Origin of the sequence: Bacillus sp. WP8, assembly GCF_000800825.1 — a bacterium.
Lineage (GTDB): Bacteria > Bacillota > Bacilli > Bacillales > Bacillaceae > Bacillus > Bacillus safensis.
The window spans coordinates 3254709-3281671 of record NZ_CP010075.1; the positions used below are offsets into that span (position 1 = coordinate 3254709).

Sequence of the window (26963 nt, forward strand, 5' to 3'; positions counted from 1 at the left end):
CGGGGGTTTTTTGATTACTGTGGTCTTTTCAGCACAAATGACGTGCCTAAATGGGCATAATCATTACCTGCTAGTCGCGCGACTGGTTTCAGTTCATTAGTAGAAACATAGCCTTTTTCTACATCATAAACACCCTCATCTAAATGTGCACATACAACCCGGCCAATGATATGATCGACCGTGATCTCCCCTTCATCATTTTGAAAGGTGAGATGTTTTTCCAGCTGACATTCAAAACGAATGCGCGCTTCCTTGATCCCTGGCACTGAAATAACATGACTCTCTACTTGATGAAGACCGGTTCGATCCAGCTCACTCTCTTCCTGCGGCAGCGTAGCAGCTGTTTCATTAATATCTTCTATTATGGCTTCATCACTCACATGAACGACAAACTCTTCCCTATCGATAATATGCTGAGCAGTATCTTTCATCTGACCTTCACGTCGTCCGATAGAAACCGCAATGAGCGGCGGGTGTCCACTGATGACATTAAAGAAACTAAATGGTGCGGCATTGACGACATTTTCTTTAGATAGACTTGTAATAAACGCTATCGGTCTTGGAACGATAGAACCAGATAATAATTTATATGCCTCTTTTCGTGACAGCTGATCCATTTGCAATGTAATCAATTCAGGTACGCCTCCTTTTAATGTAACGACATCATACCATAACCCGTTCCCTATACCTCTTATTCTAGCTCGGTGCGATGCAGGATATGGTGGACAAGATGAAATAAAGCGGGATTATGATTTTCCCGTCTATAGGAAATCGTCCATTCCGCCAGAAGCTGTTCACCCTCAATGGCTCGATAAACAACATCCAGATTAAATAAACGCCGGGCTGATTTTGGAATCACTGCAATACCGATCCCTGCTGTGACAAGGCCAATGATCATTTGATATTCCGCCGCTTCCTGCACGATATTTGGAGAAAATCCGTACTTTTCACATAGCAGGACAAAGTGCTGATAAAGGGACGGCCACGATTCCTGTGATAAAGAAATAATCGGTTCATGACGGATATCTTCAATCGTGACAGTCTCTTGTTGAGCCAATCGATGATTTTTTGGAATCGCAAAAATACATTCACTTTGCTTCATCAAACGACTGACTAGTTCTTCATGCGGCGCTGTAGGATGTAAAAAACCGATATCAATCTCACCATTTAACAGTGCCTCTAGCTGCTGCGGAACAGAAAGCTGCTGCAATTCAATACTGACAGAGGGATACAGCTCCCTGAATTCACGTACAACGGGCGGCAGAATATCATACGTCGCCGTTCCAACAAAACCTATGATGATTTTCCCCAGCTCTCCTCTTGCTGTGTGACGGGCATGATCAACGGCTTTATCAAGCTGTTGCAGTACTCCCCGAATCTCATGTAAAAAGACCTTTCCAGCTGCTGTTAGCTCCACCACCCGCTTCGACCGGTGAAATAATGGAAAACCCAATTCTTCCTCAAACTGCTTTATTTGCTGACTAAGTGGAGGCTGTGTCATATTCAACCGTGCGGCTGCTCTGCCAAAATGCAGCTCCTCCGCTACTGTGACAAAATACTGCAAATGTCTCAGTTCCATCCTTTCACTCCTCACACACTTATTCGTGAAACATATTAAAACCACGTTAAACATATATTGGAAAATTTATTTTATGAAATGTATAGTAAATCATATCATGAAAATATATTTTCATAAAAAATTTTACTTGCCGAAAGGAGTGCGGGGTAAATGAAATCTCAAGCACAACCCCTAACAAGACGAGGAGCAGAGTTGATTGTCGATACGCTGATTGCTCAAGGTGTGACCCATGTTTTTGCGATTCCAGGAGCAAAAATTGACGCTGTATTTGATGTATTAAAAGACAGAGGTCCAGAGCTTGTCCTATGCAGACACGAACAAAATGCAGCCTTTATGGCAGCTGCTGTCGGACGTTTAACCGGCAAACCAGGTGTTTGTCTCGTCACATCAGGTCCTGGTGCATCTAATTTAGCAACAGGTCTATTAACAGCCAATACAGAAGGTGATCCCGTTGTCGCAATCGCTGGAAACGTCATTCGTGCAGATCGGCTGAAACGAACACATCAATCACTCGACAATGCGGCATTATTCAAACCAGTCACCAAATATAGTGTTGAAGTACAAGACGTTCATAATATACCAGAAGCATTAACAAATGCTTTTCGCGCGGCACAAAAAGGGCAGGCTGGAGCAGCATTTATCAGCTTTCCACAAGATGTCGTGACAGAACACACCACACAAACAGCAGTGTCTGCTCACCCTTCTCCAGAATTAGGTCCTGCACCGGATGCTCTCATCAGTTCGGCTATCGCCAAAATTCAAAATGCACACTTACCTATTGCGATTGTGGGAATGAAAGCCAGTCGTCCAGCTGCTGCAAATGCCACAAGAGCATTATTAAAAACACTTGGTATCCCATTTGTTGAAACGTATCAAGGAGCCGGCGTTCTCTCAAGAGAGCTCGAGTCTCAATATTTAGGCAGAATCGGCTTATTCCGTAATCAGCCGGGGGACCTTCTCATTGAACAAGCAGATGTCCTTTTGACCATTGGCTTTGATCCAATCGAATATGATCCGAAGCATTGGAATCTTCAGCCGCAGCAGCGCCAGATCATCCATGTTGATGACATGCAGGCAGATATTGACCATTTTTATGAGCCAGCGCTTGAACTTGTAGGCAATATTTCTGAAACCGTCAAACATCTAGCGCATGACAGTGTTCCTCTTTCTCTATGCAAAGAGAACATAGAATTAGTCACTGAATTACAGGAGCTATTAAGCGACATTGAAAAGGCACCAGAAAGAGAAAGTCATCGATCTCACCCGCTGGATGTCATTCATACATTGAGACGTCTGATTCCTGATGACACAAAGGTCACGTGTGATATCGGATCTCACGCGATTTGGATGTCCCGTCACTTCCGCGTCTATGAACCGAACTCATTCTTGGTGAGTAACGGCATGCAAACATTAGGCGTCGCATTACCATGGGCAATTGCGGCTTCTATATTGAATCCAGATGAAAAGATTATTTCGGTTTCGGGTGATGGCGGTTTTCTTTTCTCCGCAATGGAGTTAGAAACAGCTGTCCGCAAGAAGACAAACCTCGTTCACCTTGTTTGGAACGACAGCACATACGACATGGTTGCGTTCCAGCAGGAAATGAAATATGACCGTACATCCTGCGTTGAATTCGGTCAGATCGATTTAGTGAAATATGCGGAAAGCTTTGGAGCGACTGGATTACGGGTCAACTCACCTGAGGAGCTTTCAACCGTCCTTCAAAAGGGTATAAACATAGAAGGACCCGTGATCATTGATATTCCGATTGACTATCAAGATAACCCTGACCTCGCCAGTCAAAAATGGCCAGAACTCTATCGCAAAAAACACACAGCGAACGTCAGATAAGACTTCGATACATTACATTAAAGGAGTGAGCGGATATGGGTATGATGCACCCAATGAATCAACAGAATGACACAAGACAGCATGACAAACAGCAAGAGGTCTATCAAGTATCGACGATGACCTCCTTGCTTGAAGCCGTATATGATGGAGATTTCTCCCTCGCGCAAATTCCTGAACACGGTGATTTCGGCATCGGTACATTTAATCAATTAGATGGGGAGCTGATCGGCTTTGACGGTGCATTCTACCGGCTGCGCTCGGATGGAACAGCGACACCCGTCACCGATCAAGATTATTCACCATTCTGCTCTCTAGCTTTCTTTGAAACAGATATCGTTCATCGAATTGATGCACCAATGACGTCCAAAGAACTGGAAGAAGAAATTGACCGCATTTTACCAAGTAAAAATATCTTTTATGCAGTCCGCATTGATGGATCATTCAAAAAGGTTCAAACACGTACGGTTGAAAAACAGGAAAAACCTTACGTTCCGATGGTAGAAGCAGTCAAGTCTCAGCCTATTTTCGACTTCGAGGATATTCAAGGTACGATCGCAGGCTTCCGTACACCGCAGTACGCACACGGCATTGCGGTAAGTGGATATCACCTTCATTTTATTGATGAAGATCGAAGTGTTGGCGGACACGTATTTGATTACACCGTTGATCAAGTCACCATCCGCATATCTCAAAAACGTCATATGAATTTACATCTGCCGAATACGCAGGAATTCTTCCAAGCAGACATTGATCGAGCTGACCTTGCACAGCAAATTGCCAGTGCAGAAAGCAGCCCGGATCAATAAATGAAGACACCCCGATGAGCTCGGGGTGTTTTTTATGCATAAAGATGTTTTTTTGTCCGTAACGTTTTCGTTTCGATAGCAAATGATAACTCAACCATTCTATACGTAATAAAATATGATAGAATATTAACAGAAGAAAGGTGGTTATATGGTGTCAAAAGACTATAGCATTCCGAACTTAACATTAGACGAAAGAGATAAACAAATTTTATCCCTATTACACGAGGACGGGCGCATGTCTTATACAGATCTCGGCAAACAGGTCGGTCTGTCACGTGTTGCCGTGCAAGCCCGCATTCAGCAGCTCATTGAAGCAGGAGTCATTGAACGTTTCACCGCTGTGATTAACCCCGCGAAGGTCGGCATTCATGTCTCTGTCTTCTTTAATGTAGAGGTAGAGCCAAAATTTTTAGAAGCGGTTGCCCTTCAGCTTGAACAAGAAACAGCTGTCACGAGTCTTTATCATATGACAGGACCAAGCAAGCTGCATATGCATGGCATTTTTCAAGATGAACAGGAAATGGAGACATTTCTGACAAAAAAACTATACCCGCTAGAAGGCGTTGTCAGTGTGGACTGCCAAATGCTCATTAAACGATACAAAAGCCGTATGGGCATGAAATTGTAGACAGGAGTTGAACCACTTGCAATCATATATCGAACTCATTATCGCTATGGTGCGAACCGGGATTCTCGGTTTTGGCGGAGGCCCTTCCGTGATACCGCTTATTCGCCATGAAGCGGTAGTGAAATATCAATGGATCAACGATGACGAATTTGGAGAAACACTCGCCATCGCCAATGCATTACCAGGCCCAATCGCAACCAAAATGTCAGCATACCTCGGCTATCGATTAAAAGGCGTATCTGGCGCAATTGTCGCAACAGCTGCACATATTTTACCGACATGTCTCGCTATGGTAGCCCTTGTCACACTTGTCAGCGTCTTAAGTTCCTCACAAATCATTCAAAATATGATTGGTGCTGTGACCCCTGTCATTGCCGTTCTGTTAGGCATCATGGCATATGAGTTTGGACAAAAAACGCTGAAAGGCTTCGGCATGATCTTCGGGATCACTCTATTCCTTCTTGCCTTTGTCGGACTGCAAGTGCTCTCCATTCATCCAGGAATCATTGTGATGATCTTTTTATTTTATGGCGCTTTTCATTTTAAGCTGAAAAATCGCTGGCATCGGTCAAATAAAGAGAAAGGAGTGTCTTCATGATACTGATTCTCTTTTTATTCTGGGCATTCTTTTTATCTAATCTATTAGGATATGGCGGAGGCCCTGCATCCATCCCGCTCAATTATGAAGAAATCGTCAATCATTTTCATTGGATGACGAACGAAGGATTTTCCAATATGCTGGCTTTAGCCAATGCACTGCCGGGGCCAATCGCTACGAAGATTGCAGCATATGTCGGCTATGACGTCATGGGCTGGCCAGGTTTTATCGTGGCATTGCTTGCAACTGTCCTGCCTTCCGCTTCCGGACTCATTTTATTGCTCAAGCTCATTGACCGTTTTCGCCAATCTCCCGTCGTCAAAGGCATGACCTTATCCGTACAGCCTGTCATTGCGATGATGATGCTTTTACTAACATGGGAAATCGGCGGAGATGCAGTGAAAGCCATCGGCTGGACACAATCTCTCGCCATTGCCGCGATCTCCTTTTTCTTGATGACCAAATTCAAGCTGCACCCTGCCTTTCTTATTGTGGCTGCATTTTTATATGGTGGATTCATTCTGCCGCATTCATAAAAACCGATAACATTCACTGTTATCGGTTTTCTTTTACATATAAATTGGAGAAACTGATCTGCGCCCAATCGAATGATACTCGACCCCTGCTTCTTCTGCCGCTTCAAGTGTATGACAGTTTCGTCCATCGAAAATAAGCGGCTGCTTCATCCATTTTTTGTAGGACGCGAGTGGAAACGACTGAATATCCGCCCACTCTGTTAATAGACAGACCGCATCGGCATCCTTGATCGCTTCTTCAATCGTTTGAGCAAATAAGACTTGATCCGGCAGTTCACGAGCTGCACGCCGGGCAGCAACAGGATCATACGCCACAAGCTCCGCACCTAATTGATGGAGCTCATGAGCGATCGGAATAGATGGTGCCTCCCTCATATCGTCTGTATTCGGTTTAAAGGACAGACCAAGAAGCGCAATTCGCTTCCCTTCAAGCGCTGCTCCCAGCCGCTCCTGGATATTTCGGATAAAACCTGCCCGCTGCTCATTATTTACTTTGATGACAGCCTTTAATAGCTCAAAATCATGGGACACATGCCCTGCAATTTGGACAAGTGCATTTGTATCCTTTGGAAAACAAGAACCTCCGTAGCCAATGCCCGCTCTTAGAAAGGAAGAACCGATCCGCTGATCAAGCCCCATTCCCTTCGCCACCCATTCAACATCAGCACCCGTTTTTTCACAAATGGAGGCAATCTCATTCATAAAGCTGATTTTTGTCGCAAGAAATGCATTTGATGCATACTTGATCATTTCAGCACTTTTACGGTCTGTTTTCACCAATGGAAGGTGGAAATCAGCATACATCTCCTCTAACTGGTCTAATACGGCTTTTGTTTCAGCGCCAATCACAAGCCGATCCGCCCGCAATGTATCTGAAATGGCAGAGCCTTCCCGTAAAAATTCTGGGTTAGATGCAATCGCTAATGGTTCCTTCCGTCCTAATTCTTGATGGATGAGCTGATCGATTTGATCCCCCGTTCCGACAGGCACCGTACTTTTCACCACAAGAATCGCACCTGATTTTGCTTTTATCCCCATCTCTTTCGCAGCTTGAAACACAAACTGTAAATCAGCTTGGCCATCTGCCTGCTGCGGGGTGCCGACCGCGATCATTAATACATCTGCCTTCGTGTAGGCTTCCGCTCCATTTATGTGAAAATGAATTCGTTCCTGCTCAAAATTGCGTTTCAATAGCTCTTTTAACCCGGGCTCATACATTGGGGGAGTTCCCTGTTTCAGCTGCATGACCTTTCGGCGGTCAATATCAATACACGCCACATCATGACCTGCTTCCGCTAAACACACACCTGTCACAAGCCCCACATACCCACAGCCTGCAATCGCAATATTCATGACACCATCAGCTCCCCATACTCCTTATGCTTGTAATGACATCGTATGCCGGGAGCTTTCATTCCATTCTTAAAAGCATACAAAAACCCCCTGCCATCACTAGCAGGGGGTCACTTTTATGAAACAAGACCATTTCGAATATGAGCAATCAGATTTTCAAGCATTTCTTTTGTTGTGACATCATTTGAATTTTCACCAATATCATGAGCGTACATCAAAATCTTTAAAAATTCCTCTTGATTTAAACCCTTATTATCCATGTCTGTATCCTTTCGATTCCACTAATTTCATTATTATATGCTGTAAGGTTGGTTTATGCAATACTCTATTACATCATTCGACAGCTTTTGAAATTTATGACCATTTTCATGAAAAACTTTTTTATAAATCCCCATTGAGCTATAATAAAAGAATTGGAATCTTTTACTTGGTTAGGAGCGGATCAAATGCTTCAGCACAACATCAACGAAGAAGAAATCAAACAAACAGCCGAACAGATCAAAGAACTTCTTCCTGCAACAGATGAAAACAAACAACTCATCAAAAAAGCATTGATTACTTATAGACAGGACAGCGTATATCGGCTCAAGCAAGAGTCTGATACCGAATGGTCAGCTTATGTACATGATGTCGTGGCAGCAAGAGTCCACCTTCATGTGCTGTTTCCTGTGAGAAGCAGCTGCTCATGTCCAGCAGATGGACTTTGTAAACACATTCTCGCTGTCTTCTTTTCGCTATACGCTCAAGTAGAGAGTGTGACCGGATTTACAGAAAATTGGTCAGAAAAGGATGAATTACAGCGCAGCAAAGAACTGATTCGCCAGCACTTCCAAGTGAAGCGCCCAGACGAACAATCACTCCAAAGCTGGCTGACTTTTTTCCAAGAGGAATTTAACCTCTGGCTGAAACGGACACCAAAGCACCAGCAAACACCGCAGCATTTGTATTACGGCTATTTATCGATCCTAAAAAAACACGCACCTGCTTCACCTGAATTCAAGAGCTTGTATGCGATTCATACGTCAATCGATGTATGGCTGAGGCTTCATGAACTGATCGACCTCGGCCGGCTTGATGCCGAAAAAGACTTTTATTCCATGAATCCATATGTAGAACAGCTCATGAACACCATTTTCGATTCAGTGGATCATTTGAAGACATACGCCCTTTCCTTTTCCCTCGATCCGTTTCTTGAAAACACACCAACTGCCGTTCGCACACTTCTTCAAATCAATGGACCTTTCCAGCATGAACGAGTAGCGGTCTTTATGGAGATTTGGGGCACCATATTAAATAGAGGGAAATGGGTCAAAAAAGAAACAGAATTACTAAAGAACGCCCAGAAAAAAGAACAAACGGTTGAACGTACCATCGGACTGATGCACATGGATTATTTACTGAAAGAAGATGAAAGCCTCTTTCAGCAATTACAGCTGCTCAATGCCGACATGCTGCCAAATGTGCTCAATTGGCTGAAGGATCTCACAAACCGAAAGGACTGGAAGCGGCTCAAGCTCTGGTATCACGAAATCACCTATATATTAGAGGAATATTGCCAGCTCGACCTTTCATACAGAGAACTGCGGGGAGCCGTCAGTGATTTCTTCTTTTATTTAGATGCATATTTTAAGCAGACGAAGGATCATCATTTATATGAACGCTATCTCCAAATCTGTATGCCCTATGCGTTTACAGAATACAGTCAGCTATTGTATGCACAGCAGCGTTATGCGGAATGGATTGAGATTCACAGCCTTGTTGGTTTCTCCATTAGTGAACTGGAGAAGGATCTGATCAAACAGATTGCAAAAGAGGAGCCAGAAGCCCTCATTCCATCGTACCACCGTGAAATCTCACTGCTTCTCGATCAAAAGAATCGAAGTGCTTATCGAGAGTCTGTGAAAATGCTGAAGAAACTGCGCACGCTTTATCATAAAACGAAAAAAAACGCGATTTGGGAAAGGTATGTAAAGCAGCTGCAAGATTCAACAAAACGGCTGCGTGCGTTCCAAGAGGAAATGAAGAAAGGAAAATTGATTGATGACACGCCATAAACAAATTGTCATTCATGCAGAACAAACAGAAGATTTCTCTTTCACCATTTCAGCGCAAGCAGAGGACGGACACCCTGTTCCGCTTAATGAAATGAAGAGGCAGCTTTTCCAATGGCACGAATCTTCTTTCTACGGAACATTCTTAGAAGATGTCAGCTTTATTGGCACACCTGCCTTCCTGTTAAGCCCTTGGATGACCGTTGAATTGCTAGGAAAAAATTCATTTAATACGTTTAGTCATGTGACATTAACGGATGAAACGGAGCCCCTGATGAAAACAGCCTCCACGATTTACGAATTTATCGAGGACGAAGATTTCGTTCCCGATTACGAGGCGTGGACAAAAGGCGAGCTTCGGTTTAAAGACAAAGAAGGCCTATTAGATGGTTATACGGCTGATTGGTTCTCCTTTGCTGTACAGGATTATATTCAATATGATGATGCCTTGCAGCACAAATGGGAACGTATGAACGCACAATCGCCTGCACTCTCAACCTTCCAAGGACATTTTCTAGATGAGCAGGATTTCTTGGAGACGATTGGCTGGATAGATGATGAGACGCCGTTCACTGTCGGCTTGCGCTTAAATGAGCCGGATTTTGACGGAGATGATTGGAAAATCGAATTGTTTTTGCGAGATAAGAAAAACAGTGACCTTCACTTTTTTGAAGGCATCCGTTCATTGAAAAGGTCTTGGCATCCGTATCAAGATAAAATTTCAAGAGAGCTGGAACGATTCAGTCAAATTGTCCCTTGGCTTTCTTTCACATCTGGCACCACACTCATGTCAGAAGAAGAGGCGTGGCTCTTCCTATCTGAAGCGAGTGAAACCCTTGTTAATATGGGTATTGAGATTCTGCTCCCATCGTGGTGGCAAATTGTTAAAGACAGCACGATGATGTTAAAAGCAAGGATCTCTTCTACACCGCGAGGCGAATCGCATGTCGGAATGGACGCATTAATGGACTTTAATTGGCGCTTTGCTACAAACGGCATTGAACTGACAGAAGATGAGTTCAACGAGCTTGTCCAAAGCAAACGACGCCTTGTCAACATTCGAGGACAATGGATCAAAATAGATCCTACCTTCATCCAGCAAATGAAAAAGTGGATGGAGCGTGCCGAAAACGAAGGACTTCACATGTCTGATATTTTGTCACGTGAACTGGCAGATCAAGAAGCTTCCTCTGAATCGATTCCAGAGCTATTGGACAGTTCAGCATTTGCCCATATTCAATTTGAACTTTCATCGCAATTAAGAGGGCTTGTCCACCAATTAAATGATACGCACGAGCTGCCTTCCTACGAAATGAGTGAGTCCTTTAAAGGCATACTGCGTCCGTATCAGCAGCATGGCGTGAACTGGCTTTTATTTTTAAGATCGCATGGATTTGGGGCTTGTTTAGCAGATGATATGGGCCTTGGAAAAACGATTCAAATGATCGCATATTTCACGTATTTGAAGGAGCAGGAGCAAAATGCCACTCCCTCTCTCATCATTGCGCCGACCTCTGTTTTAGGAAACTGGCAGCGAGAGCTCGAAACATTCGCACCACATTTGAAGGTTGCCCTGCATTATGGCCCATCGCGTCCACAGGGAGAGGACTTCACAAAAGCATACGAGTCAACAGATATTGTTCTGACGTCTTATGGACTCTCACATTCTGATCGTGATGAATTAACGGCAGCAAAGTGGAATACCATTTGCTTAGACGAAGCCCAAAACATCAAGAACGCCCATACGAAACAATCGAGAGCGATTAGACAGCTTAAAGGGCAACATCACATTGCCCTCAGCGGGACACCAATGGAAAACCGTTTGACAGAGCTTTGGTCCATATTCGACTTCGTCAACAAAGGATATCTCGGCAGCCTGACCGGCTTCCATAAGAAGTTCGTCCTTCCGATTGAAAAAGACCGTGAAGAAAAAAGAATTGAACAACTGCAGCAGCTGATCAAACCATTTTTATTAAGACGAACAAAACAAGATGAAGAGGTTGCCCTGAACCTTCCTGAAAAACTCGAAGAAAAAGAATTCATCCCGCTATCCGCTGAACAGGCGTCTTTATATGAACAGCTCGTGAAGGATACATTTGAACATATGGCATCATTAACAGGGATGCAGCGAAAGGCCATTATTTTAAGTATGCTTGGCAGACTCAAACAGATTTGTGATCACCCTGCTCTCTATTTAAAAGAGAGTGGAACAGATGTGAAACTGCTGAAACGTTCGTTAAAAATGGATAAACTCGCAGAGCTGTTAAAAGCGATACATGAGCAAGGAGAAAGCTGCCTCATCTTTACGCAGTATATTGAAATGGGCAACATGATCAAGCAGCTGGCAGAAAAGATGTTTGGAGAACCGGTCCAATTTTTAAATGGCAGCCTCTCAAAACAGGAGCGGGACAAAATGGTGGACCGCTTCCAGAAGAAAGAATTCAACATTTTAATTCTTTCTTTAAAGGCAGGAGGAACAGGACTCAACCTAACCGCCGCAAACCATGTCATTCACTACGATAGATGGTGGAATCCTGCTGTGGAAAACCAAGCGACAGACCGAGCTTATCGGATTGGACAAAAACGATTTGTTCACGTCCATAAGATGATCACAACTGGCACAATCGAGGAAAAAATCGATCAAATGCTCGAAACAAAACAAACATTAAATGATCAAATTATCCAAAGCGAGAGCTGGATTACAGAGCTATCGACAAACGAACTAGAAGACTTATTTACCTTAAGTGCCGCCGCTCAATCATCTTAATCACAGCAAAAAGAGGACTTTTCTCAAGTTTCATGAAAAGTCCTCTTTTTTATTAGATATAAACGTAAGCTAAATGTTCAGTTTTTTCAATGCAGATTTCACATTCATATACGTATTTAATTCACGGAAGTCCTCTCTCATTTCTCCCATTTTCATTGCAAGATTCGGTTTAATTCCTGTCACAATGAGTTCAGTACCCGTCATTAAAATCAAATCGTTCAGCTTAAAGATCGCATCTGCCACAAATGAATCCACTTCTAATAATCCGGACAGATCGACAATAAAATAATCATCCTTGGATTGAGAGATATAGGTGGAGACCGTTGAAATGATCTTATCAAATCTTGGCGCTGTTAACGTACCAATGATCGGTAACACAGAGATACCATCTTTCACAGGAACGATTGGGACAGAAATATTCAGCACTTCATCAATTGATTGCTCAAGAAGCTCTTGCTGTTCCTTCTCTTTCGTGACATCCTTTTGCAGACCAACGAAATAAAGACGTTTCCCTTCATTTTCGTCAATCCAAAGTGGAGCGACACTTAACTCGTTCCAAAACATTTGTCCAGATTTTTTATAATTTTTCAGCTGAACAGTGACAGCCTCTTTGTTCTCAATGGCTGTTCTAATTTGTTTGAGAGCGATTTGTTCAGTTTCATCTCCCTGAAGGAAACGACAATTCCTCCCCAATACTTCGATTTCTTGATAGCCTGTCATATCTAAAAAGCCCTTGTTCACATATATTAAAGGATTATCAGGTAAAGACGGGTCCGTCACCGTCAGGCCAACCTGAGTATAGTCCAAGGCTTCCTTGATTAAATGCAGATTTTCGGACTTATAAGATTCCAGCGCCATTCGTTTACTCTCCTTATTTTCCTTACAAGCGGGTTATATTCTTAATTAAATTATATGATGTTCCACATCATGTGTAAATAGAAGTGGTTCCGAATTCCTCTTTTGTAGAATGCGCTTCATCCTATGTGATTTATACCGCGACATCTGATTCATCTATTTCAAAAGGTGCCGGATCATATGCGCCACTCCATGTTCATCGTTTGATAACGTGACGTGATCAGCGATTTCTTTTATATCCTGCCTCGCATTCCCCATCGCAACCCCAACACCAGCAGCTCGAAGCATCGATTCATCATTTAAACTGTCTCCTACAGCCGCTGCCCTACTTAAAGGAATACCTAGTCTTTCTGCCAGCCTTGTTAATGCCTGCCCTTTAGACGCGTGCTTTGAACCAATTTCAAAATTATGATCAGCCGAACTGACCAATGTTAAATCTAAATCATCACCAAACATATCCCATCCGGCTTTCAATCTGTCCTGAAAGAAAGAAAAACCTAAAATGTTGTAAAATGAAAGCTTTCGATCCTCACGAAACAATTCTTTATATGTATCAATATAAGAAAAACCAGACTGGCTGTATTGAACTTCTGCCGCTTGCTTTAAGACATTTTGATCCGTTTCTGGATTTGCACTTTTTAAACGGTCCATTTCAATCGCAAGAAGCTCTCTGCCGCGATTCGGTGTGAAAATGGCTTCGTTTGTAAAGACTTCATAATAATAATCACGTTCTTCCAGCCATGACAATATGTGTTTAGCCTTTTCTTCTTGTAAAGCAGCTGAATGGTACACTTGTCCAGTTGGATCATGAATCACAGCTCCATTGGCACTAATCACCCATGTATTCATACCAAGCTGGTCAAAAATAGACCTCACATCAAAATACGCTCTCCCTGTTGAAACGACAACCTCAATTCCATTCGCAGCTGCTTCCTTTAATGCCTGCTCGTTTTCCTGACTCACTTTGTGTTCACTGTTCAATAAAGTGCCATCTAAATCCGTTGCGATTAATTGAATGTTTGTCATCGTTCTCTCCTTTTTGTCTTTATTTTCAACCGATATACCGTTAACAAAATCCATCATCATTATGTAATGAGTATCCACTATTTGCAAGAGCTGATCGGTTAAACAGTGAATAAAAGGGTATCCGGCCACGCATTATGACCGGATACACACAAAGGGGATTCATAAGGGGACACATGACCTATACAAAGAAGCATTGGTTCTATTACGCAGTGTTCATATGCACAAGGCAGCATCTATCAGCTTTAGCTAGAGGGGGGCTGTCAGATGATAGACGTTACCTTTTGATCGGGACTTGCCTCCTTTCCTTTCAGCTACCCCTAGTCTACGGAGAAAGGCCTGATGTGACAAAACGTGAAAATAGCAAAATAGGCCTTCAAATTCTCTATATCCTCATTAATTTCTGTTTTTTACCGCTTGCGTATAAAACATCATCTTGTTTTGTTTGATGAAATACTTATTTTTCATAAATTGATAAAAAATATCTGAATGAATCCAATTACTAGAAGGCATGTGAATATAATCAGATCCGTCCCACGCAAACCAATAAAAACAAAGCCGGCCATCATGAACCGACAGCTGAAACTCAAAGCAGTCCATTTGATCCTTAGTGACATATTGAAACGTGAGTGACTCTCCTTCTTCCATATAGACATCACAAAATGAAAGAATGTCTCCCCACGAATAAACACGTATATCACTCTTTGCCTTCTCCTCGCCAATATGAATATTTCTCAATTGATAGGACTCCATAAAACATCTCCTTTCACTCATGTGCAGCTAGTTCTAAGCAGGCAGCGGTTTCATTTATACAGATGTTGTATGCTATAATAATACTTACGAATAATGAACGCTTGTGAGGTGATAAATATGAAAACCTTTAGGCTGATTGATTTAAAAATTGAACTTGATCCACAGCAAGATAAAATGTCCAGCATTCCCCTTCGTGACGGTTTAATCATTAATAAAGAAGACGGTGAAAATCACTGGATGATCGAGGCACTCATTCCAAAGAAACATAGACAGGTGTTTGAGGTACTCTTTCAGCAGCACACAGAAGTGAAGATTCTTGTAACGATCACTAAAGAAAACAACCGCCCTGTTCACCTATCTGTCCAAGTCAAAAACATCGTTGCCTTAGAAGAAAACATTTCTGTATTACTCGATGGTAAAATGATTACAAATCGTTACAGAACAGAAACTGAAGAAGTATTAAAAGACCTCGTCAAAGAGGGGCTTTCAGGAGAAAAACTACTGGATGCTTTTAAACAAAACACATAAAAAAGAGCGGGATCAGCCGCTCTTAGATTGTTGACAAAGGGCTAAAATGAACTTGATTTTAGCCCTTTGTCTTCTTTTCAGCGTGTTTGAAAACCTTTGAAGTCTAGGAAGGACGAGCACTGGAACGGAGCGAATTTAACATTCGTGAGTACCGGAGCGCAGACCTGACACCGAATGCAAGGGTTTGTCTACACGCTGAGAGCGGGATCAGCCGCTCTTTTTTATTGCACATCTTTAGACTGGCTTTGATTTTTCAATAGATCTCTAATTTCAGTTAGCAAAACTTCCGTTTGATCCGGCGTTTCCACAACCTCTTCTTCCTCGACCTTTTTCCGTTTTAACTTATTCAAATAACGAATAAAGATAAAAATGGAAAACGAGATAATTAAGAAATCAACCACTGTTTGAATAAAGTTTCCATATAAAATTTGAGCAGCTCCGATTTTAATGGATAAACCGCTAAAATCATGCCCTCCAATAATAATACCGACAAGCGGCATGATTAAATCATTCACAAGAGAAGTGACAATTTTGCCAAATGCTCCCCCAATGATGACACCTACAGCCAAGTCAATGACATTGCCCTTGACGGCAAACTCTCTAAATTCTTTCAGCATCCTTTATCACCTTCATCTTTTTTTGTCTAATATGACGTTTTTTTGTCAAAATTGCAAGTCCTTATCCGTTCTAACTGAACGTTTCTAAATAAAAAAGCGATTCATGCTTGATGAACCGCCCGGAAAATCATGATACTTTAGGACCGATAGAAAATGTCAAGTCTGCTTCACATGCAACTTCGCCATCTACTGTCGCTACTGCTTTTCCTTTTGCAACCGGTCCGCGGAGGCGCGTCACTTCAACCTCTAAACGAAGCTGGTCTCCAGGCTTGACCTGTCTTTTAAAGCGGCAGGCGTCAATCCCTGCAAACAAACCAATTTTCCCTTTGTTTTCTTCCTTGCCTAACATAATCACACCAAAAACCTGTGCGAGTGCTTCTACAATAAGCACACCCGGCATGACTGGGTATCCTGGGAAATGGCCATTAAAAAATTCTTCATTTACTGTGACATTTTTAATCCCAACCGCTCTTTTTTCTCCCTCAACCTCTAAAATACGGTCGACCAATAAGAATGGATAACGGTGTGGAATAATGTCTTGAATTTGCTGAGCATCAAGCATATCTTGATCTCTCCTTCTTTTCTATATCGCTGATCTTCATTTGATTCCTATAGAAGTATATTATGAATGCTGGCATTTTTCAATATTCGCCTTACGTATATGGTAAAAAATAGAATCTATCATTACCAATTGTCATCAAATATAATCCACACTACACTCATTGTTTTTTCACAAATATGGTAATATATATTACATCAATGAATAAATAAGAGGGTAAAAATGAACTTTATGAGCGATAAATCCATAAAAAAACTTCTCCATTCCTGGTATACAATGCTGAAGCATCGACATTTTTCGAAGGCTGAAGAAATCAAAAAAACACTACTAAAATATAAACGTAAATTATCAAAAAAACAGGAGCTCTATTTCCATTATCAGCTGATGCTTTTTCGTCATCAGCTCTGGATGAATCAAACAGAGGACTTAGAAAAACTCAAACACGAACTGCTGCCACACAAAGATGAAATGAATGAAGAACTACAATATTATTTTTACTTCTTTCTCGGATTATATGAATCTTTAAAAAGTGATCAAAATGATGCGATTCATTATCTCGAAAAGGCAGAGGAACGACTGCCATTGCTTAACGATGAGCTGGAAGAAGCAGAGTTCCATTTCCGTACAAGCGGTGTTTATTATAACAACCGTTACTCGTTGTTATCGATTCGTCATGTTCAAAAAGCCATGGATATTTTTGCAAAGCACGAAGACATCCACAGCATCTATCGGTGTAAAATTGTACTCGCTCTTAACTATAGTGACCAAAAAAAATATGAGGAAGCAGAAGCTATTTTCATTGAGATTATTGATTACGTGAAAAAGATTGATGATCAAGAGCTGCTCGGTATCGTTTATTATGACGCTGGCTTTATTCAGTCAAGACAAAACCGTCACAAGGAAGCGCTGGACTACTTTAAAAAAGCGCTTCGTCTCCCAGCATACCGAAAGTCAGCACACTCCTATGTATCGTGCCTATACGAAACTGTGCGTTCCTGCTTTAAAGAAAATTTAACCGATGAAGGGATGAAGTATATTCAAAAAGGGCTGAAAGAAGCCGTTGCTTCGCAGTTTGATATATTAAGAATGAAGTTTCAAATCTTATCTCTTCTCTACAGCCAAACGCCAAAGGCAGATGAGCAGATCGCCACGCTCGTCACATGTCTTGAACGAAAAGAAGCCTGGATTGATCTTGAGGATCTGCTTGCTGATGTCTCAGATTTTTATAAAAAAAAGGGCGACTTTGAGCGAGCCGCCTTTTTTATCATGAGAGGCTGATACGAGCCTGCTGATTATCGAATTGTATTAATTAATCCCAGCATCTGATCGCCCATCGTAATAGATCTTGAGTTCAACTGATAGGAACGCTGCGTTGTCATGAGGTCTGTTAATTCTTTCGACATGTCCACATTTGACGTTTCCAGCGCACCTTGCTGAAGCTGAATCGCCTCTCGGTTTGCACCATTTAGAGCTGTTAATGCGCCTTGATAGGTTCCATCAACTGAGAATAAATTATCTCCTTCAGAGACAAGTGCTGACGAATTGTTGACTCGTACAACGCCTAAATTCACTTGCTGGTTCGGTTGATTATCTCTTGAAATCGCTGTAAGCCGTCCATTTTTATCGATTGAAATATCACGGAAATTCGCATTTAAGACGATTGCATTCCCATTTTCATCAAGAATCGGATAGCCTTCGCTCGTGACAAGCTGCACTTGGTTACGGTTATTGCCCGGCTGTAAGTAAAGTGAACCATCTCTTGTATAACGGATATTACCGCCGGCGTTGACCTGCAAATACTGCGACGGCGCTCCGAATGCAACATCAAGATCACGTCCAGTTTCTTTAATTGAGCCTTGCAGCGAGTTAATGGACGCATTGACCATTGTCCCCGTACCAAGCCTTAACCCAGCAGGTGTCAGACGACTGTTTGCCACCTGATCATTTTTTTCATCTACCTGATTAAACTGCTGTCTGATCAGCTCTGAGAAACGGGTGTTTTTCGCGCGGTACCCTGTTGTCTCACTGTTCGCGATGTTGTTGCTGATGATGTCAAGCTGCTTTTGCACTTCATTCATCGATACAGCTGCGTTTATCATCGTTCTAAGCATAAGTATCCTCCTTTCTTTTTATTTCTTGATTAGTACACTCTTCCAATTTCATTCACTGCTTTTTCTAAGCTTTTATCATATGCCTGAACCACTTTTTGGTTTGTTTCAAATGCTCGGTAGGCTGTTGTCATATCTGTATATGATTTTGTCACATCGACGTTCGACAGCTCCGATACGCCTTGGCTTAACGTATAGGACATTTGACCGTTATTGACTGCACTTGGAAGGGGCTGATTATCAGCTGTACGGTATAAATCATTTCCTTCACGCGCTAGGTTTCTTGTATCCATCGCAACTCTTACATCGATTTGACCAAGATTTTGGCCATTTTCAGTGACAGTACCATCTGCATTCACTTTGAAATTCTCACTCTGAACCGTAATCGGCTGGCCGGTCACGGAAAGAAGAGCACGTCCATTAATGGTCAACTGATTTTGTGCGTTCAATGTAATGGAGCTGCTTTTTGTATAACGAACGCCTTCTGGTGTGTTGACCGCATAAAATAGCGCTGATTTCTGATTGGTCTCCGGATTGATCGGCACATTATTTTCAACTAGTGCTACGTCTGTTGTTTGATCTGTTGTTTTTAAAGTTCCCTGTGTAAATTGAGGGATTAATTCCTGCATATATGTCCCAGTATTGATTCCACCAATCGGCGATTGCAGTGGAACACTAAAGCCTTTGCCTGAGGATGTTTGGAAACGTCCTGATTCCATTCGGCTAAGCAGCATTTCTGGAAATGCACGCATTGCCCCTTCATCTGCTTTATAACCTGGCGTATTCGCATTTGCGATATTATTTGAAAGCATTTCTGTCCGCCGCTCTTGAGCGATCATGGCAGATGTTGCGGTGTATAGTCCTTTTAACACGTGCTCACCTCATTCAAATTCTTTCACATGACCTAAACACAATCTTCTATGAAATATATCGGCTAATTAGCAGGGTTCTTTAATAAAAATCCCCCATTCTTTCTAAAAAGAATGAGGGAAATCATTAGCTGAGTTTACGCTTTGGCAGCTTGTCCATATTATCAAGCATCACACCAGTACCAACTGCTACACAGTCCATTGGATTTTCAGCAACGAAAACCGGTACTTTCAGCTCTTCTGCAAGCAATTGATCAAGTCCATTTAGAAGAGCTCCGCCACCTGTAATGATGACGCCGCGATCGATAATATCAGCTGATAATTCAGGCGGTGTTCTCTCAAGAACTTGTTTCGCAGCCTGAACAATCGCAGATACAGATTCACGCAATGCTTCTTCTACTTCTTTGCTTGTGACGGTAATCGTTCTTGGTAATCCTGTCACCATGTCTCGTCCACGAATTGAAATCTCTTCGTGACGTGCGTCTGGGAATACCGTTGCAACTTGGATCTTAATATCCTCAGCCGTGCGCTCACCGATCAACAGCTTGTACTCTTTTTTAATGTAGTTTAGAATTTCCAGATCAAATTTGTCTCCAGCCATTTTAATAGAAGAGGCGGTTACAATGTCACCCATTGAGATGACAGCGATATCTGTCGTTCCGCCTCCAATATCTACGACCATGTTTCCACTTGGCTGAAAAATATCCATACCAGCACCAATGGCTGCTACTTTTGGCTCTTCTTCAAGAAATACATGCTTACCACCGCTTTTTTCAGCAGCTTCTTTGATCGCCTTCTGCTCAACAGATGTAATGTTTGTCGGGCAGCAGATGAGCATACGCGGCTTAGAGAATAGCCCTTTCACATTTAATTTGTTAATAAAATGCTTGAGCATCGCTTCAGTTACTTCAAAATCAGCAATTACGCCATCTTTTAATGGACGAATCGCAACAATATTCCCAGGCGTACGTCCAACCATACGTCTAGCCTCTTCTCCAACAGCCAAAACTTTCCCGCTGTTTTTGTCAAGAGCTACCACAGATGGTTCATTTAACACAATTCCTTTTCCTTTGACATGAATCAGTACATTGGCAGTACCAAGATCAATTCCAATATCCCTAGCAAACATCTATATATATCCTCCTTGAAAATCTGTTTCCATAGCAAATACCACATTCTGCCCTAATTATATATTCTATCATAATTTGCAGAAAAAAAGATATTTCTTTACAAAAGTCTTTACAAAATTTGTGGTTAGAAACTACCGATATGAGGAAGATATATATATCATGTTTATGAACAAAGAACTAAGCTTACTGTTTCACAGGCTCGCCTTCTAAAATTTCTTCTTTTTTATACTTTAACTTGGTGGCTTCTCCTCCTCGCAAGTGGCGGATTGATTTATGATAATCCAGTATCTCCTTCACTTCATTAGCCAGATCTGGATTAATTTCTGGCAGTCTTTCTGTTAGATCCTTGTGTACAGTACTTTTAGAGACTCCAAATTCTTTCGCAATAACACGAACGGTTTTCTTTGTCTCCACGATATACTTTCCTATCTTGATTGTTCGCTCTTTGATGTAATCGTGCACACCACTCGACCTCCCTAAAATGGATGTGAGAAGTGTGAAATGAGATCCGTATGAAGATTATCCATTTTCAGCAGCGCTTGTTCGTCGTAATTTCTCATCCAATAGGTAGTAAATGCCAAACACGATCCCTCACCTCAAACACTCTCTTTGTCAGGTTTGTAACAGTGTATTAGCATTGAATAGGGAATATGCTAAAAATGAAGATGGGACAAGGGATTTATCAGAAAAGGCAAAACAAAAAATCATTTCGGGGCGCGAAAATTTTCACTTTACAAGAAAGGATTCAGGACGTAAAATAGAAAAGGTGAATTTATTTACCTAGCTAAATATTTAAAAAAGGTGAGCATATGGATACGTTAAATAGAGAGTGTTTACATCAAATACATCAAGGCGCACGACTGCTGTCTAAAAAGGCGAACGAAGCGCTTGCTGCTTATGACTTGTACATGTCCCAGTGGACTGTGCTTTTTTGTTTGGATACATTCGGCCCGAAAACCCAAAAAGATATCTGGACATATTTGAACGTCGAAGCACCGACGATCACCAGAACCGTCACCCGTTTAGAAGCAAACGGCTGGGTGAAACGTGTACAAGGAAAAGACAAACGTGAGAATCTGATCGTGATGACAGATGATGCAAAAGCCCGATTTGAAGAAATTAAACGCACGATGGAACAATTTGAAGAAGAATGTCTTTCAGATTTTACCTACGAAGAAAAACAACTCCTCCATACACTTTTACACAAATTATCAACTGAATAGGAAGTGACATACATCATGAACGAACGTATTTGGACAAAAGACTTTATTATGATTGTCCTGGTGAATTTATTTACGTTCACCTCTTTTTATGCCCTTTTGACATTACTGCCCATTTACACAATGGATGAACTAAATGGAACAGAATCACAGGGCGGCCTCCTTGTGACGGTCTTCTTATTGTCTGCAATTGTGACAAGACCTTTCTCGGGCGCCATTATTGAGAAATTCGGCAAAAAACAGATGGCGATTTTCTCTTCTACGGCCTTTGCCTTACTCACTTATTTATACATCCCGATTGATCAATTCCAAACGCTTCTTATACTGCGTTTCGTACAAGGGATCTTTTTTAGTATTTTGACGACAGTAGCCAGTGCCATTGCGGCTGATATGATCCCGAAACATAAACGCGGGGAAGGACTCGGATACTTTGTGATGTCCATGAACCTCGCTGTTGTCATCGGTCCATTTATCGCACTGAATCAAGTAGGAAAAATAGGATTTCATTCCTTATTTCTTCTCTTTTCCATTATCGTAACGATCGGAGCCGCTTTTACGATGTTGATTAGACAGCCAGAGCCGGAAAACGGAGGAAGCATCGTCTTCCGATTCACGTTTTCTCACCTGTTTGAAAAAGGCGCATTAAAAACAGCGGCCGTCGGCATCATTATTTCCTTCTGTTATTCGCCGATTATTTCATTTATTTCAGTTTATGCCAATTCACTCCATTTGATGGGTGCAAGCAGTTATTTCTTTATTGTGTTTGCGGCTGCAATGCTTGGATCACGTCCATTTACAGGCAGGCTTTTTGACCGAGTTGGAGCTCACGTTGTGATCTATCCTTCGATTGCCCTTTTTGCCATTGGTTTATGGATGCTGACAGCGACACATTCAGCCACAATGCTTCTTCTATCAGGCGCTGTGATTGGGCTTGGCTACGGATCACTCGTGCCATGTTTACAAACACTTGCGATTCAGCACTCACCAGCCCACCGTACAGGATATGCGACGGCCACTTTCTTCACCCTGTATGATACGGGAATTGCTGCTGGCTCATTTGTCTTTGGACTCCTTGTCAGCTTCACAGACTTTTCAAATGTGTACCTCATTGCGGGTATTGTGGTCTTACTGAGTATGGGCGTTTTTTATTGGAGCGAACGAAAACCCCAGGAAGCAAAAGCACAAAAGGTCTCCCTTTCAGAATAAAAGGATACTATTTTAAACTTCACCGGAAACATGCTAAAATATAGGATATTTCAAATAGAGCATACAGGCTTTTTTGAAAAATAGTTGGTATTAAGCGAAAGTATAGGTGATGTTTTGAATTACGAATTGTTTAAAGTCATACACGGGATGGCTCACCATTCTGAGTTTTTAGATCAGGCCATGATTTTCATTACAAAAAAGGCCATACTTGTGTATGCCCTTGTCTTATTGATTTGCTGGTTTTTAGGGAATCACAAATTTAAGAAGCATGTCTTCTTTTCCGGTGTAACAGGCATTGCAGCACTTATCGTCAACTTTGCCATTACATTGTTTCATTATGAAGAGCGGCCGTTTGTGGCGCATAAAGTCGACACACTCATCCCGCACTCAGCAGACGCTTCCTTCCCAAGTGACCATACAACAGGTGCACTGGCTCTTTCATTAGCCATTCGATCCCGTAATAAAAAGCTCGGCAACATCTTGCTCGTCTTTGGATTACTCACAGGATTCTCCCGCATCTGGGTTGGCCACCATTATCCATTTGATGTTTTAGGCAGCTTGGTCGTATCGATTGTGGTTGTCTTTATCATGAATAAATTATGGAAGTTCTTTGACTCTCCTATTGATCGTATCGTGACATTTTACGAGACAATTGTGGGGAAAATTTTCAGAAGGAAGACAAAGGATCAGGGCTCAGACCTGTCCAACTCTTAAGCGGTTTTGCGATAACGTGATGAAGATTCTTCTCTCACTTATCGTGCCGCTTTTTTTATTGGCTGTCTCCCTCTAACCATACTTGAAAAATAAAGACTGACACCAATGCCAATAAGAGAAATGATGATAAGCGTCCAGCCTAATTGCGCAAAATGAGAACCAGCAATTTCATCCCCAAAGAGCATGCCAAGCACAGCAGATGACAGAATGGAACCAAGGTAGCGGCATGTTTGAAAAAGTCCAGAGGACGTGCCAATCATTTGCTGAGGACTTGCTTTGAGCATCGCAGATTGAAGCGCAACATTCCCAATTCCATAACTGAGTCCAAGCAGCGCTAGAACCAATCCTTTCCCCCATAATGGCGCAGGAATAAAAAAGAAAGTCATTGCAGACGCTCCAGCCAGCATCAATACTGCACTCGCTAAAACTGGATGGCGTTCATCCCCGCGATCTACCCACTTTCCTGTCAGAGGCGACACAATAATGCTCACTCCTGACATACACAGCATAAAAAGACCCGTCATCTCCACACGCCAGCCTAACTCATCTTGAAAATAACTCGGCAAACCAAAAAAGAGACAATAGAAAAAGATATTTAAGATGATAAATTGCACATACACAAGTGACAGCCGCTGCTCTTCTCTGAACATCCGAATTTGAATAAACGGTTCATCCACCTGATACTCCCACCAAATAAAAGCGCCTGCACTCAGGAGACAAAGAATGCCTTGAACATATTGAATGCCATCACCGAGTGATAATAAAAATGAAAGCAGGAGAACAATGCAGACAGTAAAAAGAAGCATCCCTGGCAAATCGAGTGTTCGCACGGTTTCGCCTATGCGCAGCTTTCTCTTCTTCTGCTCCTTCGGAAACAACAATAGACCGAGAAAGAAACTGATCAAAATAAACGGCAGATTCACTAAAAAGATAGCCGGCCAGCCGCCAATGGTCATCAAAAATCCGCCAAGCGTCGGCCCAAGTGCCGTCATCGCTGAAGCAAAAATGGATAATACCGCTAACGCAGAAGCCTGTCTTTCTTGAATATGATCCCGAATGAGTCCGACCCCAGAGGGATAAATGGCACTGCTTCCAATCGCCTGTAACAGACGGATCACAATCAGTACGGCAAACGTTGGGGCAAACGGCGCGCAGATGGCAGAGACTGCGACAAGAACCAAACCGAATAAAAATAAGGTTCTCCGGCTCATGACATGATCCCCAATCCGGCCGCTTACCGGCTGCGTCACTGCACTGGCTAAATAAAAAGAAGAAATAAGCCAAGATACAGTCGTAAACGACAAACCGAATTCATGCTGAATTTGATGCAAGGCTAAAGCAATCATTGATGAATTCAGTGGATTCAACATCGTTCCAAAGGCAATAGCGGTTAAAAAAACTTTTCGATTGTCTTTCCACTTGTGCATACACTACTCCTCTTTCTGGCATGTTCTTTGCCCATCCTCCCGTTATTATGAGATTCAATTCCCTTTTTTACCCTGATCAAATCGAGTTCTCTCTCGGAAAAGCTAGACATACATTTTAAAAAGGGCGGCTGTTGGAAAAACACATATAAAATTGAGAATATGAGGAAGGGATGGTAATATTCATTTCATATTTAAAAGCCTACTTTCTCCTTACAGGGAGAACGGCTGAAAAGGAGGAGAAGCTTATTATTAAAAAAAGACGGTTTTGGGTCCCAGCCCTTTTCTCGGTTGCAGTATTACTTCTGTCTTCGTGTGGTTCAAACGAAACAAATGGAAACGGAGATAAACGTAATTCTACAGCGAAAGGGTCGCCAATTTTGGAGGATGGAAAATTTATTTTTGCAGCATCAGGTGAATTTCATCCGTTTAGTTACATGGATGGAAATCAGATGTCTGGCTTCGATATCGACGTAGGCAATGCGATTAGTGACAAACTAGGCCTCGAGCCTATACAGAAAAAATATAAATTCGCAGGCATTGTCGAAGGTGTGAAAGCAGGTAAATTTGATGCGGCAGTTGCAAGTCATACCATCAATGAGGAACGAAAAAAACACGTCCTTTTTTCTAAGCCCTATTACTACTCTGGTCCGCAAATTTTCACAAGACCTGGAGCAGACATTCAACATGCTGATGACTTAAAAAACAAAGAAATTGCTGTATCAAAAGGATCGTCCTACGCTGATATTGCAAAGGAACATAGCGGGAAAGAACCAAAATATTATGATAGTGATGTCGTCGCCTTAGAAGCACTAGCAAACGGAAAACACGATGCAGTCGTGACAGATTTCGCCACAGGTGCAGAAGCGATGAAGAAAAAATTGAAAATCACAGCGCAGGAAAGACTCGGACAAAGCGAGCAGGCAATTGCTGTATCAAAAGAAAATAAACAGCTCATAGAAGAGATCAATGATGCGATTGATGCATTAAAAAAAGACGGAACATTAAAACAAATTAGCGAAAAGTACTTTGATGAAGACATCACGGTCAAACAAGATTAAAACCACGATTGTGCGCCTTTTTATAGGCGCACTTTCTTCAAATGGAGATGATTGTTTTGCCTACCTTAGCACACTTTTTTCAGACACTCATTGATTCTAGAGGCATTTTCTTAGAAGGAATGCTGATCACCTTACAGCTCACGGTGATCAGCATCTTCATCGGTATGTTCATCGGGCTCTTCTTTGCTTTATTGAAAATATCCCGCATAGCCATTTTCAGTTATATCGCCAATGGTTATATCTTTCTTGTACGAGGAACACCACTTGTTGTTCAAATTTTCATCCTATATTTCGGTCTCACCGAATTGAATATACCCGACTTCTGGGCTGCTTCCATTGCGCTCGCCTTTCATAATGGCGCCTATATCGCAGAAATATTTAGAGGCGCCATCCAATCCATCGATCAAGGGCAAAAAGAGGCAGGACGCTCTCTTGGCATGGGTCGTTTTTTAACCATGAGGCGGATCATTCTCCCACAAGCGATGCGGCGCGCCCTTCCTCCTCTTGGCAACCAGTTCATTATCGGTTTAAAAGATTCATCACTCGCCGCCTTTATTAGTGTGAATGAACTATTTAACGTTGCCACCACGCAAGGCTCCAACAGCTTTGATAATATGACGTATTTACTTGTTGTAGCCGTCTATTACTTAGTTCTTGTCCTGCTGTTAACATTCGCTGTCCAAACCTTTGAGAAGAAATTATCAGCCAGTGACCAATAGGAGGAATA

Annotated in this window: 28 protein-coding genes; 14 read left to right on the plus strand and 14 right to left on the minus strand. The window is 42.1% G+C overall.

The features are described 5' to 3' along the window. Nucleotides 1-14: 14 nt before the first annotated feature. Together QR42_RS16425 and alsR are read right to left on the minus strand one after the other, a co-directional pair. The gene (locus tag QR42_RS16425) at nucleotides 15-617 is read right to left on the minus strand and encodes a flavin reductase family protein (protein WP_052196560.1); all 603 of its coding nucleotides are present in this window, start codon (nucleotides 615-617) and stop codon (nucleotides 15-17) included. A 74-nt stretch (nucleotides 618-691) separates the two neighbouring features. Continuing rightward, a complete protein-coding gene (alsR, locus tag QR42_RS16430) occupies nucleotides 692-1579 on the minus strand; it encodes an acetoin biosynthesis transcriptional regulator AlsR (protein ID WP_039181993.1) in 888 nt (295 codons plus the stop codon). Between the two features lie 150 nt (nucleotides 1580-1729). Between alsR and alsS the strand changes: the two genes are divergently transcribed. The 5 genes from alsS (at nucleotide 1730) to QR42_RS16455 (ending at nucleotide 5998) form a co-directional block, all read left to right on the plus strand. Further along, nucleotides 1730-3430 carry an acetolactate synthase AlsS gene (gene alsS, locus QR42_RS16435; RefSeq protein WP_039181995.1) on the plus strand — a complete coding sequence of 567 codons (1701 nt, stop codon included), beginning with the start codon at nucleotides 1730-1732 and terminating at the stop codon, nucleotides 3428-3430. Nucleotides 3431-3465: 35 nt separating this feature from the next. Beyond that, nucleotides 3466-4236: an acetolactate decarboxylase gene (gene budA / locus QR42_RS16440; RefSeq protein WP_039181998.1), complete on the plus strand. Its 771-nt coding sequence runs from the start codon at nucleotides 3466-3468 to the stop codon at nucleotides 4234-4236. A gap of 151 nt (nucleotides 4237-4387) precedes the next feature. After that, complete coding sequence (locus QR42_RS16445; RefSeq protein WP_039183339.1) at nucleotides 4388-4864, plus strand: chromate efflux transcriptional regulator ChrS; 477 nt, start codon at nucleotides 4388-4390, stop codon at nucleotides 4862-4864. A 16-nt stretch (nucleotides 4865-4880) separates the two neighbouring features. Then, complete coding sequence (locus QR42_RS16450) at nucleotides 4881-5462, plus strand: chromate efflux transporter ChrB (RefSeq protein ID WP_039182001.1); 582 nt, start codon at nucleotides 4881-4883, stop codon at nucleotides 5460-5462. After that, on the plus strand, nucleotides 5459-5998 hold the full coding sequence (locus QR42_RS16455; RefSeq protein ID WP_442852918.1) for a chromate efflux transporter ChrA: 540 nt from the start codon (nucleotides 5459-5461) through the stop codon (nucleotides 5996-5998). Before QR42_RS16450 ends, QR42_RS16455 begins: the two co-directional genes overlap by 4 nt. A gap of 33 nt (nucleotides 5999-6031) precedes the next feature. On the opposite strand, the gene QR42_RS16460 is transcribed toward QR42_RS16455, so the two are convergent. Both QR42_RS16460 and QR42_RS19505 read right to left on the minus strand, forming a co-directional pair. Continuing rightward, nucleotides 6032-7351: a UDP-glucose dehydrogenase family protein gene (locus tag QR42_RS16460; protein WP_039182004.1), complete on the minus strand. Its 1320-nt coding sequence runs from the start codon at nucleotides 7349-7351 to the stop codon at nucleotides 6032-6034. A 116-nt stretch (nucleotides 7352-7467) separates the two neighbouring features. After that, a complete protein-coding gene (locus tag QR42_RS19505; protein ID WP_003214884.1) occupies nucleotides 7468-7611 on the minus strand; it encodes a YwzD family small protein in 144 nt (47 codons plus the stop codon). A gap of 186 nt (nucleotides 7612-7797) precedes the next feature. Here QR42_RS19505 and QR42_RS16465 point away from each other — a divergent pair, with 186 nt between their 5' ends. Both QR42_RS16465 and QR42_RS16470 read left to right on the plus strand, forming a co-directional pair. Then, nucleotides 7798-9405 (plus strand): SWIM zinc finger family protein, encoded by a 1608-nt coding sequence (locus tag QR42_RS16465; protein ID WP_039182007.1) that lies wholly within the window; start codon nucleotides 7798-7800, stop codon nucleotides 9403-9405. Continuing rightward, entirely contained in the window at nucleotides 9392-12169 is a 2778-nt protein-coding gene (locus tag QR42_RS16470; protein ID WP_039182010.1) for a DEAD/DEAH box helicase, read from the plus strand. The genes QR42_RS16465 and QR42_RS16470 overlap by 14 nt, the downstream gene beginning before the upstream one ends. Before the next feature lie 69 nt (nucleotides 12170-12238). On the opposite strand, the gene QR42_RS16475 is transcribed toward QR42_RS16470, so the two are convergent. The 3 genes from QR42_RS16475 to QR42_RS16485 all read right to left on the minus strand — a co-directional run bounded on the left by QR42_RS16475 (nucleotide 12239) and on the right by QR42_RS16485 (nucleotide 14800). Continuing rightward, nucleotides 12239-13027, minus strand: a complete 789-nt coding sequence (locus QR42_RS16475) for a YtvA family blue-light photoreceptor (RefSeq protein WP_039182012.1) — start codon at nucleotides 13025-13027, stop codon at nucleotides 12239-12241. A gap of 153 nt (nucleotides 13028-13180) precedes the next feature. After that, entirely contained in the window at nucleotides 13181-14041 is an 861-nt protein-coding gene (locus QR42_RS16480) for a Cof-type HAD-IIB family hydrolase (protein ID WP_235354827.1), read from the minus strand. 402 nt (nucleotides 14042-14443) lie between these two features. Then, entirely contained in the window at nucleotides 14444-14800 is a 357-nt protein-coding gene (locus tag QR42_RS16485) for a hypothetical protein (protein ID WP_039182018.1), read from the minus strand. Between the two features lie 117 nt (nucleotides 14801-14917). Between QR42_RS16485 and QR42_RS16490 the strand changes: the two genes are divergently transcribed. Then, nucleotides 14918-15328 carry a YwpF-like family protein gene (locus tag QR42_RS16490; RefSeq protein ID WP_024423692.1) on the plus strand — a complete coding sequence of 137 codons (411 nt, stop codon included), beginning with the start codon at nucleotides 14918-14920 and terminating at the stop codon, nucleotides 15326-15328. Between the two features lie 221 nt (nucleotides 15329-15549). On the opposite strand, the gene mscL is transcribed toward QR42_RS16490, so the two are convergent. Together mscL and fabZ are read right to left on the minus strand one after the other, a co-directional pair. Continuing rightward, the gene (mscL, locus tag QR42_RS16495) at nucleotides 15550-15945 is read right to left on the minus strand and encodes a large conductance mechanosensitive channel protein MscL (protein ID WP_024423693.1); all 396 of its coding nucleotides are present in this window, start codon (nucleotides 15943-15945) and stop codon (nucleotides 15550-15552) included. A 127-nt stretch (nucleotides 15946-16072) separates the two neighbouring features. Continuing rightward, a complete protein-coding gene (fabZ, locus tag QR42_RS16500; RefSeq protein WP_039182021.1) occupies nucleotides 16073-16507 on the minus strand; it encodes a 3-hydroxyacyl-ACP dehydratase FabZ in 435 nt (144 codons plus the stop codon). A gap of 219 nt (nucleotides 16508-16726) precedes the next feature. Here fabZ and QR42_RS16505 point away from each other — a divergent pair, with 219 nt between their 5' ends. Next, nucleotides 16727-17782: a tetratricopeptide repeat protein gene (locus QR42_RS16505; RefSeq protein WP_039182024.1), complete on the plus strand. Its 1056-nt coding sequence runs from the start codon at nucleotides 16727-16729 to the stop codon at nucleotides 17780-17782. 14 nt (nucleotides 17783-17796) lie between these two features. Here the strand turns inward: QR42_RS16505 and QR42_RS16510 are convergent, their stop codons facing one another. The 4 genes from QR42_RS16510 to spoIIID form a co-directional block, all read right to left on the minus strand. Next, nucleotides 17797-18615, minus strand: coding sequence for a flagellar hook-basal body protein (locus QR42_RS16510; protein WP_039182027.1), 819 nt, complete (start codon nucleotides 18613-18615; stop codon nucleotides 17797-17799). A 29-nt stretch (nucleotides 18616-18644) separates the two neighbouring features. Further along, the gene (locus QR42_RS16515) at nucleotides 18645-19484 is read right to left on the minus strand and encodes a flagellar hook-basal body protein (RefSeq protein ID WP_039182029.1); all 840 of its coding nucleotides are present in this window, start codon (nucleotides 19482-19484) and stop codon (nucleotides 18645-18647) included. 124 nt (nucleotides 19485-19608) lie between these two features. Next, on the minus strand, nucleotides 19609-20610 hold the full coding sequence (mbl, locus tag QR42_RS16520; RefSeq protein ID WP_007497573.1) for a cell shape-determining protein Mbl: 1002 nt from the start codon (nucleotides 20608-20610) through the stop codon (nucleotides 19609-19611). 184 nt (nucleotides 20611-20794) lie between these two features. Further along, a complete protein-coding gene (gene spoIIID, locus QR42_RS16525; RefSeq protein ID WP_008343327.1) occupies nucleotides 20795-21073 on the minus strand; it encodes a sporulation transcriptional regulator SpoIIID in 279 nt (92 codons plus the stop codon). A gap of 347 nt (nucleotides 21074-21420) precedes the next feature. On the opposite strand from spoIIID, the gene QR42_RS16530 reads away from it, so the two are divergent. The 3 genes from QR42_RS16530 to QR42_RS16540 all read left to right on the plus strand — a co-directional run bounded on the left by QR42_RS16530 (nucleotide 21421) and on the right by QR42_RS16540 (nucleotide 23751). Continuing rightward, entirely contained in the window at nucleotides 21421-21834 is a 414-nt protein-coding gene (locus QR42_RS16530; RefSeq protein WP_024423697.1) for a MarR family winged helix-turn-helix transcriptional regulator, read from the plus strand. 15 nt (nucleotides 21835-21849) lie between these two features. Continuing rightward, nucleotides 21850-23037 carry an MFS transporter gene (locus QR42_RS16535; RefSeq protein ID WP_039182032.1) on the plus strand — a complete coding sequence of 396 codons (1188 nt, stop codon included), beginning with the start codon at nucleotides 21850-21852 and terminating at the stop codon, nucleotides 23035-23037. Nucleotides 23038-23151: 114 nt separating this feature from the next. Beyond that, nucleotides 23152-23751, plus strand: a complete 600-nt coding sequence (locus QR42_RS16540; protein WP_024423699.1) for an undecaprenyl-diphosphatase — start codon at nucleotides 23152-23154, stop codon at nucleotides 23749-23751. 38 nt (nucleotides 23752-23789) lie between these two features. Here QR42_RS16540 and QR42_RS16545 read toward each other — a convergent pair whose 3' ends face one another. Further along, nucleotides 23790-25178, minus strand: coding sequence for an MFS transporter (locus QR42_RS16545; protein ID WP_039182036.1), 1389 nt, complete (start codon nucleotides 25176-25178; stop codon nucleotides 23790-23792). 170 nt (nucleotides 25179-25348) lie between these two features. Here QR42_RS16545 and QR42_RS16550 point away from each other — a divergent pair, with 170 nt between their 5' ends. Beyond that, nucleotides 25349-26236 (plus strand): transporter substrate-binding domain-containing protein, encoded by an 888-nt coding sequence (locus tag QR42_RS16550; protein ID WP_039182039.1) that lies wholly within the window; start codon nucleotides 25349-25351, stop codon nucleotides 26234-26236. A 41-nt stretch (nucleotides 26237-26277) separates the two neighbouring features. Then, the gene (locus QR42_RS16555; RefSeq protein ID WP_084096447.1) at nucleotides 26278-26955 is read left to right on the plus strand and encodes an amino acid ABC transporter permease; all 678 of its coding nucleotides are present in this window, start codon (nucleotides 26278-26280) and stop codon (nucleotides 26953-26955) included. The last annotated feature ends 8 nt before the right edge of the window (nucleotides 26956-26963 follow it).

What these genes read in the sequence shown, in the direction of transcription:
- alsR (WP_039181993.1), bottom strand. Translation starts at nt 1,579, where the DNA reads ATGGAACTGAGACATTTGCAGTATTTTGTCACAGTAGCGGAGGAGCTG.
- QR42_RS19505 (WP_003214884.1), bottom strand. Translation starts at nt 7,611, where the DNA reads ATGGATAATAAGGGTTTAAATCAAGAGGAATTTTTAAAGATTTTGATG.
- QR42_RS16470 (WP_039182010.1), top strand. Translation starts at nt 9,392, where the DNA reads ATGACACGCCATAAACAAATTGTCATTCATGCAGAACAAACAGAAGAT.
- alsS (WP_039181995.1), top strand. Translation starts at nt 1,730, where the DNA reads ATGAAATCTCAAGCACAACCCCTAACAAGACGAGGAGCAGAGTTGATT.
- QR42_RS16465 (WP_039182007.1), top strand. Translation starts at nt 7,798, where the DNA reads ATGCTTCAGCACAACATCAACGAAGAAGAAATCAAACAAACAGCCGAA.
- QR42_RS16545 (WP_039182036.1), bottom strand. Translation starts at nt 25,178, where the DNA reads ATGCACAAGTGGAAAGACAATCGAAAAGTTTTTTTAACCGCTATTGCC.
- QR42_RS16460 (WP_039182004.1), bottom strand. Translation starts at nt 7,351, where the DNA reads ATGAATATTGCGATTGCAGGCTGTGGGTATGTGGGGCTTGTGACAGGT.
- QR42_RS16475 (WP_039182012.1), bottom strand. Translation starts at nt 13,027, where the DNA reads ATGGCGCTGGAATCTTATAAGTCCGAAAATCTGCATTTAATCAAGGAA.
- mbl (WP_007497573.1), bottom strand. Translation starts at nt 20,610, where the DNA reads ATGTTTGCTAGGGATATTGGAATTGATCTTGGTACTGCCAATGTACTG.
- budA (WP_039181998.1), top strand. Translation starts at nt 3,466, where the DNA reads ATGGGTATGATGCACCCAATGAATCAACAGAATGACACAAGACAGCAT.
- fabZ (WP_039182021.1), bottom strand. Translation starts at nt 16,507, where the DNA reads ATGCTTGATGCTCAGCAAATTCAAGACATTATTCCACACCGTTATCCA.
- QR42_RS16530 (WP_024423697.1), top strand. Translation starts at nt 21,421, where the DNA reads ATGGATACGTTAAATAGAGAGTGTTTACATCAAATACATCAAGGCGCA.
- QR42_RS16510 (WP_039182027.1), bottom strand. Translation starts at nt 18,615, where the DNA reads ATGCTTAGAACGATGATAAACGCAGCTGTATCGATGAATGAAGTGCAA.
- QR42_RS16550 (WP_039182039.1), top strand. Translation starts at nt 25,349, where the DNA reads ATGGTAATATTCATTTCATATTTAAAAGCCTACTTTCTCCTTACAGGG.
- QR42_RS16455 (WP_442852918.1), top strand. Translation starts at nt 5,459, where the DNA reads ATGATACTGATTCTCTTTTTATTCTGGGCATTCTTTTTATCTAATCTA.
- QR42_RS16555 (WP_084096447.1), top strand. Translation starts at nt 26,278, where the DNA reads ATGGAGATGATTGTTTTGCCTACCTTAGCACACTTTTTTCAGACACTC.
- mscL (WP_024423693.1), bottom strand. Translation starts at nt 15,945, where the DNA reads ATGCTGAAAGAATTTAGAGAGTTTGCCGTCAAGGGCAATGTCATTGAC.
- QR42_RS16505 (WP_039182024.1), top strand. Translation starts at nt 16,727, where the DNA reads ATGAACTTTATGAGCGATAAATCCATAAAAAAACTTCTCCATTCCTGG.
- QR42_RS16490 (WP_024423692.1), top strand. Translation starts at nt 14,918, where the DNA reads ATGAAAACCTTTAGGCTGATTGATTTAAAAATTGAACTTGATCCACAG.
- QR42_RS16535 (WP_039182032.1), top strand. Translation starts at nt 21,850, where the DNA reads ATGAACGAACGTATTTGGACAAAAGACTTTATTATGATTGTCCTGGTG.
- QR42_RS16485 (WP_039182018.1), bottom strand. Translation starts at nt 14,800, where the DNA reads ATGGAGTCCTATCAATTGAGAAATATTCATATTGGCGAGGAGAAGGCA.
- QR42_RS16425 (WP_052196560.1), bottom strand. Translation starts at nt 617, where the DNA reads ATGGATCAGCTGTCACGAAAAGAGGCATATAAATTATTATCTGGTTCT.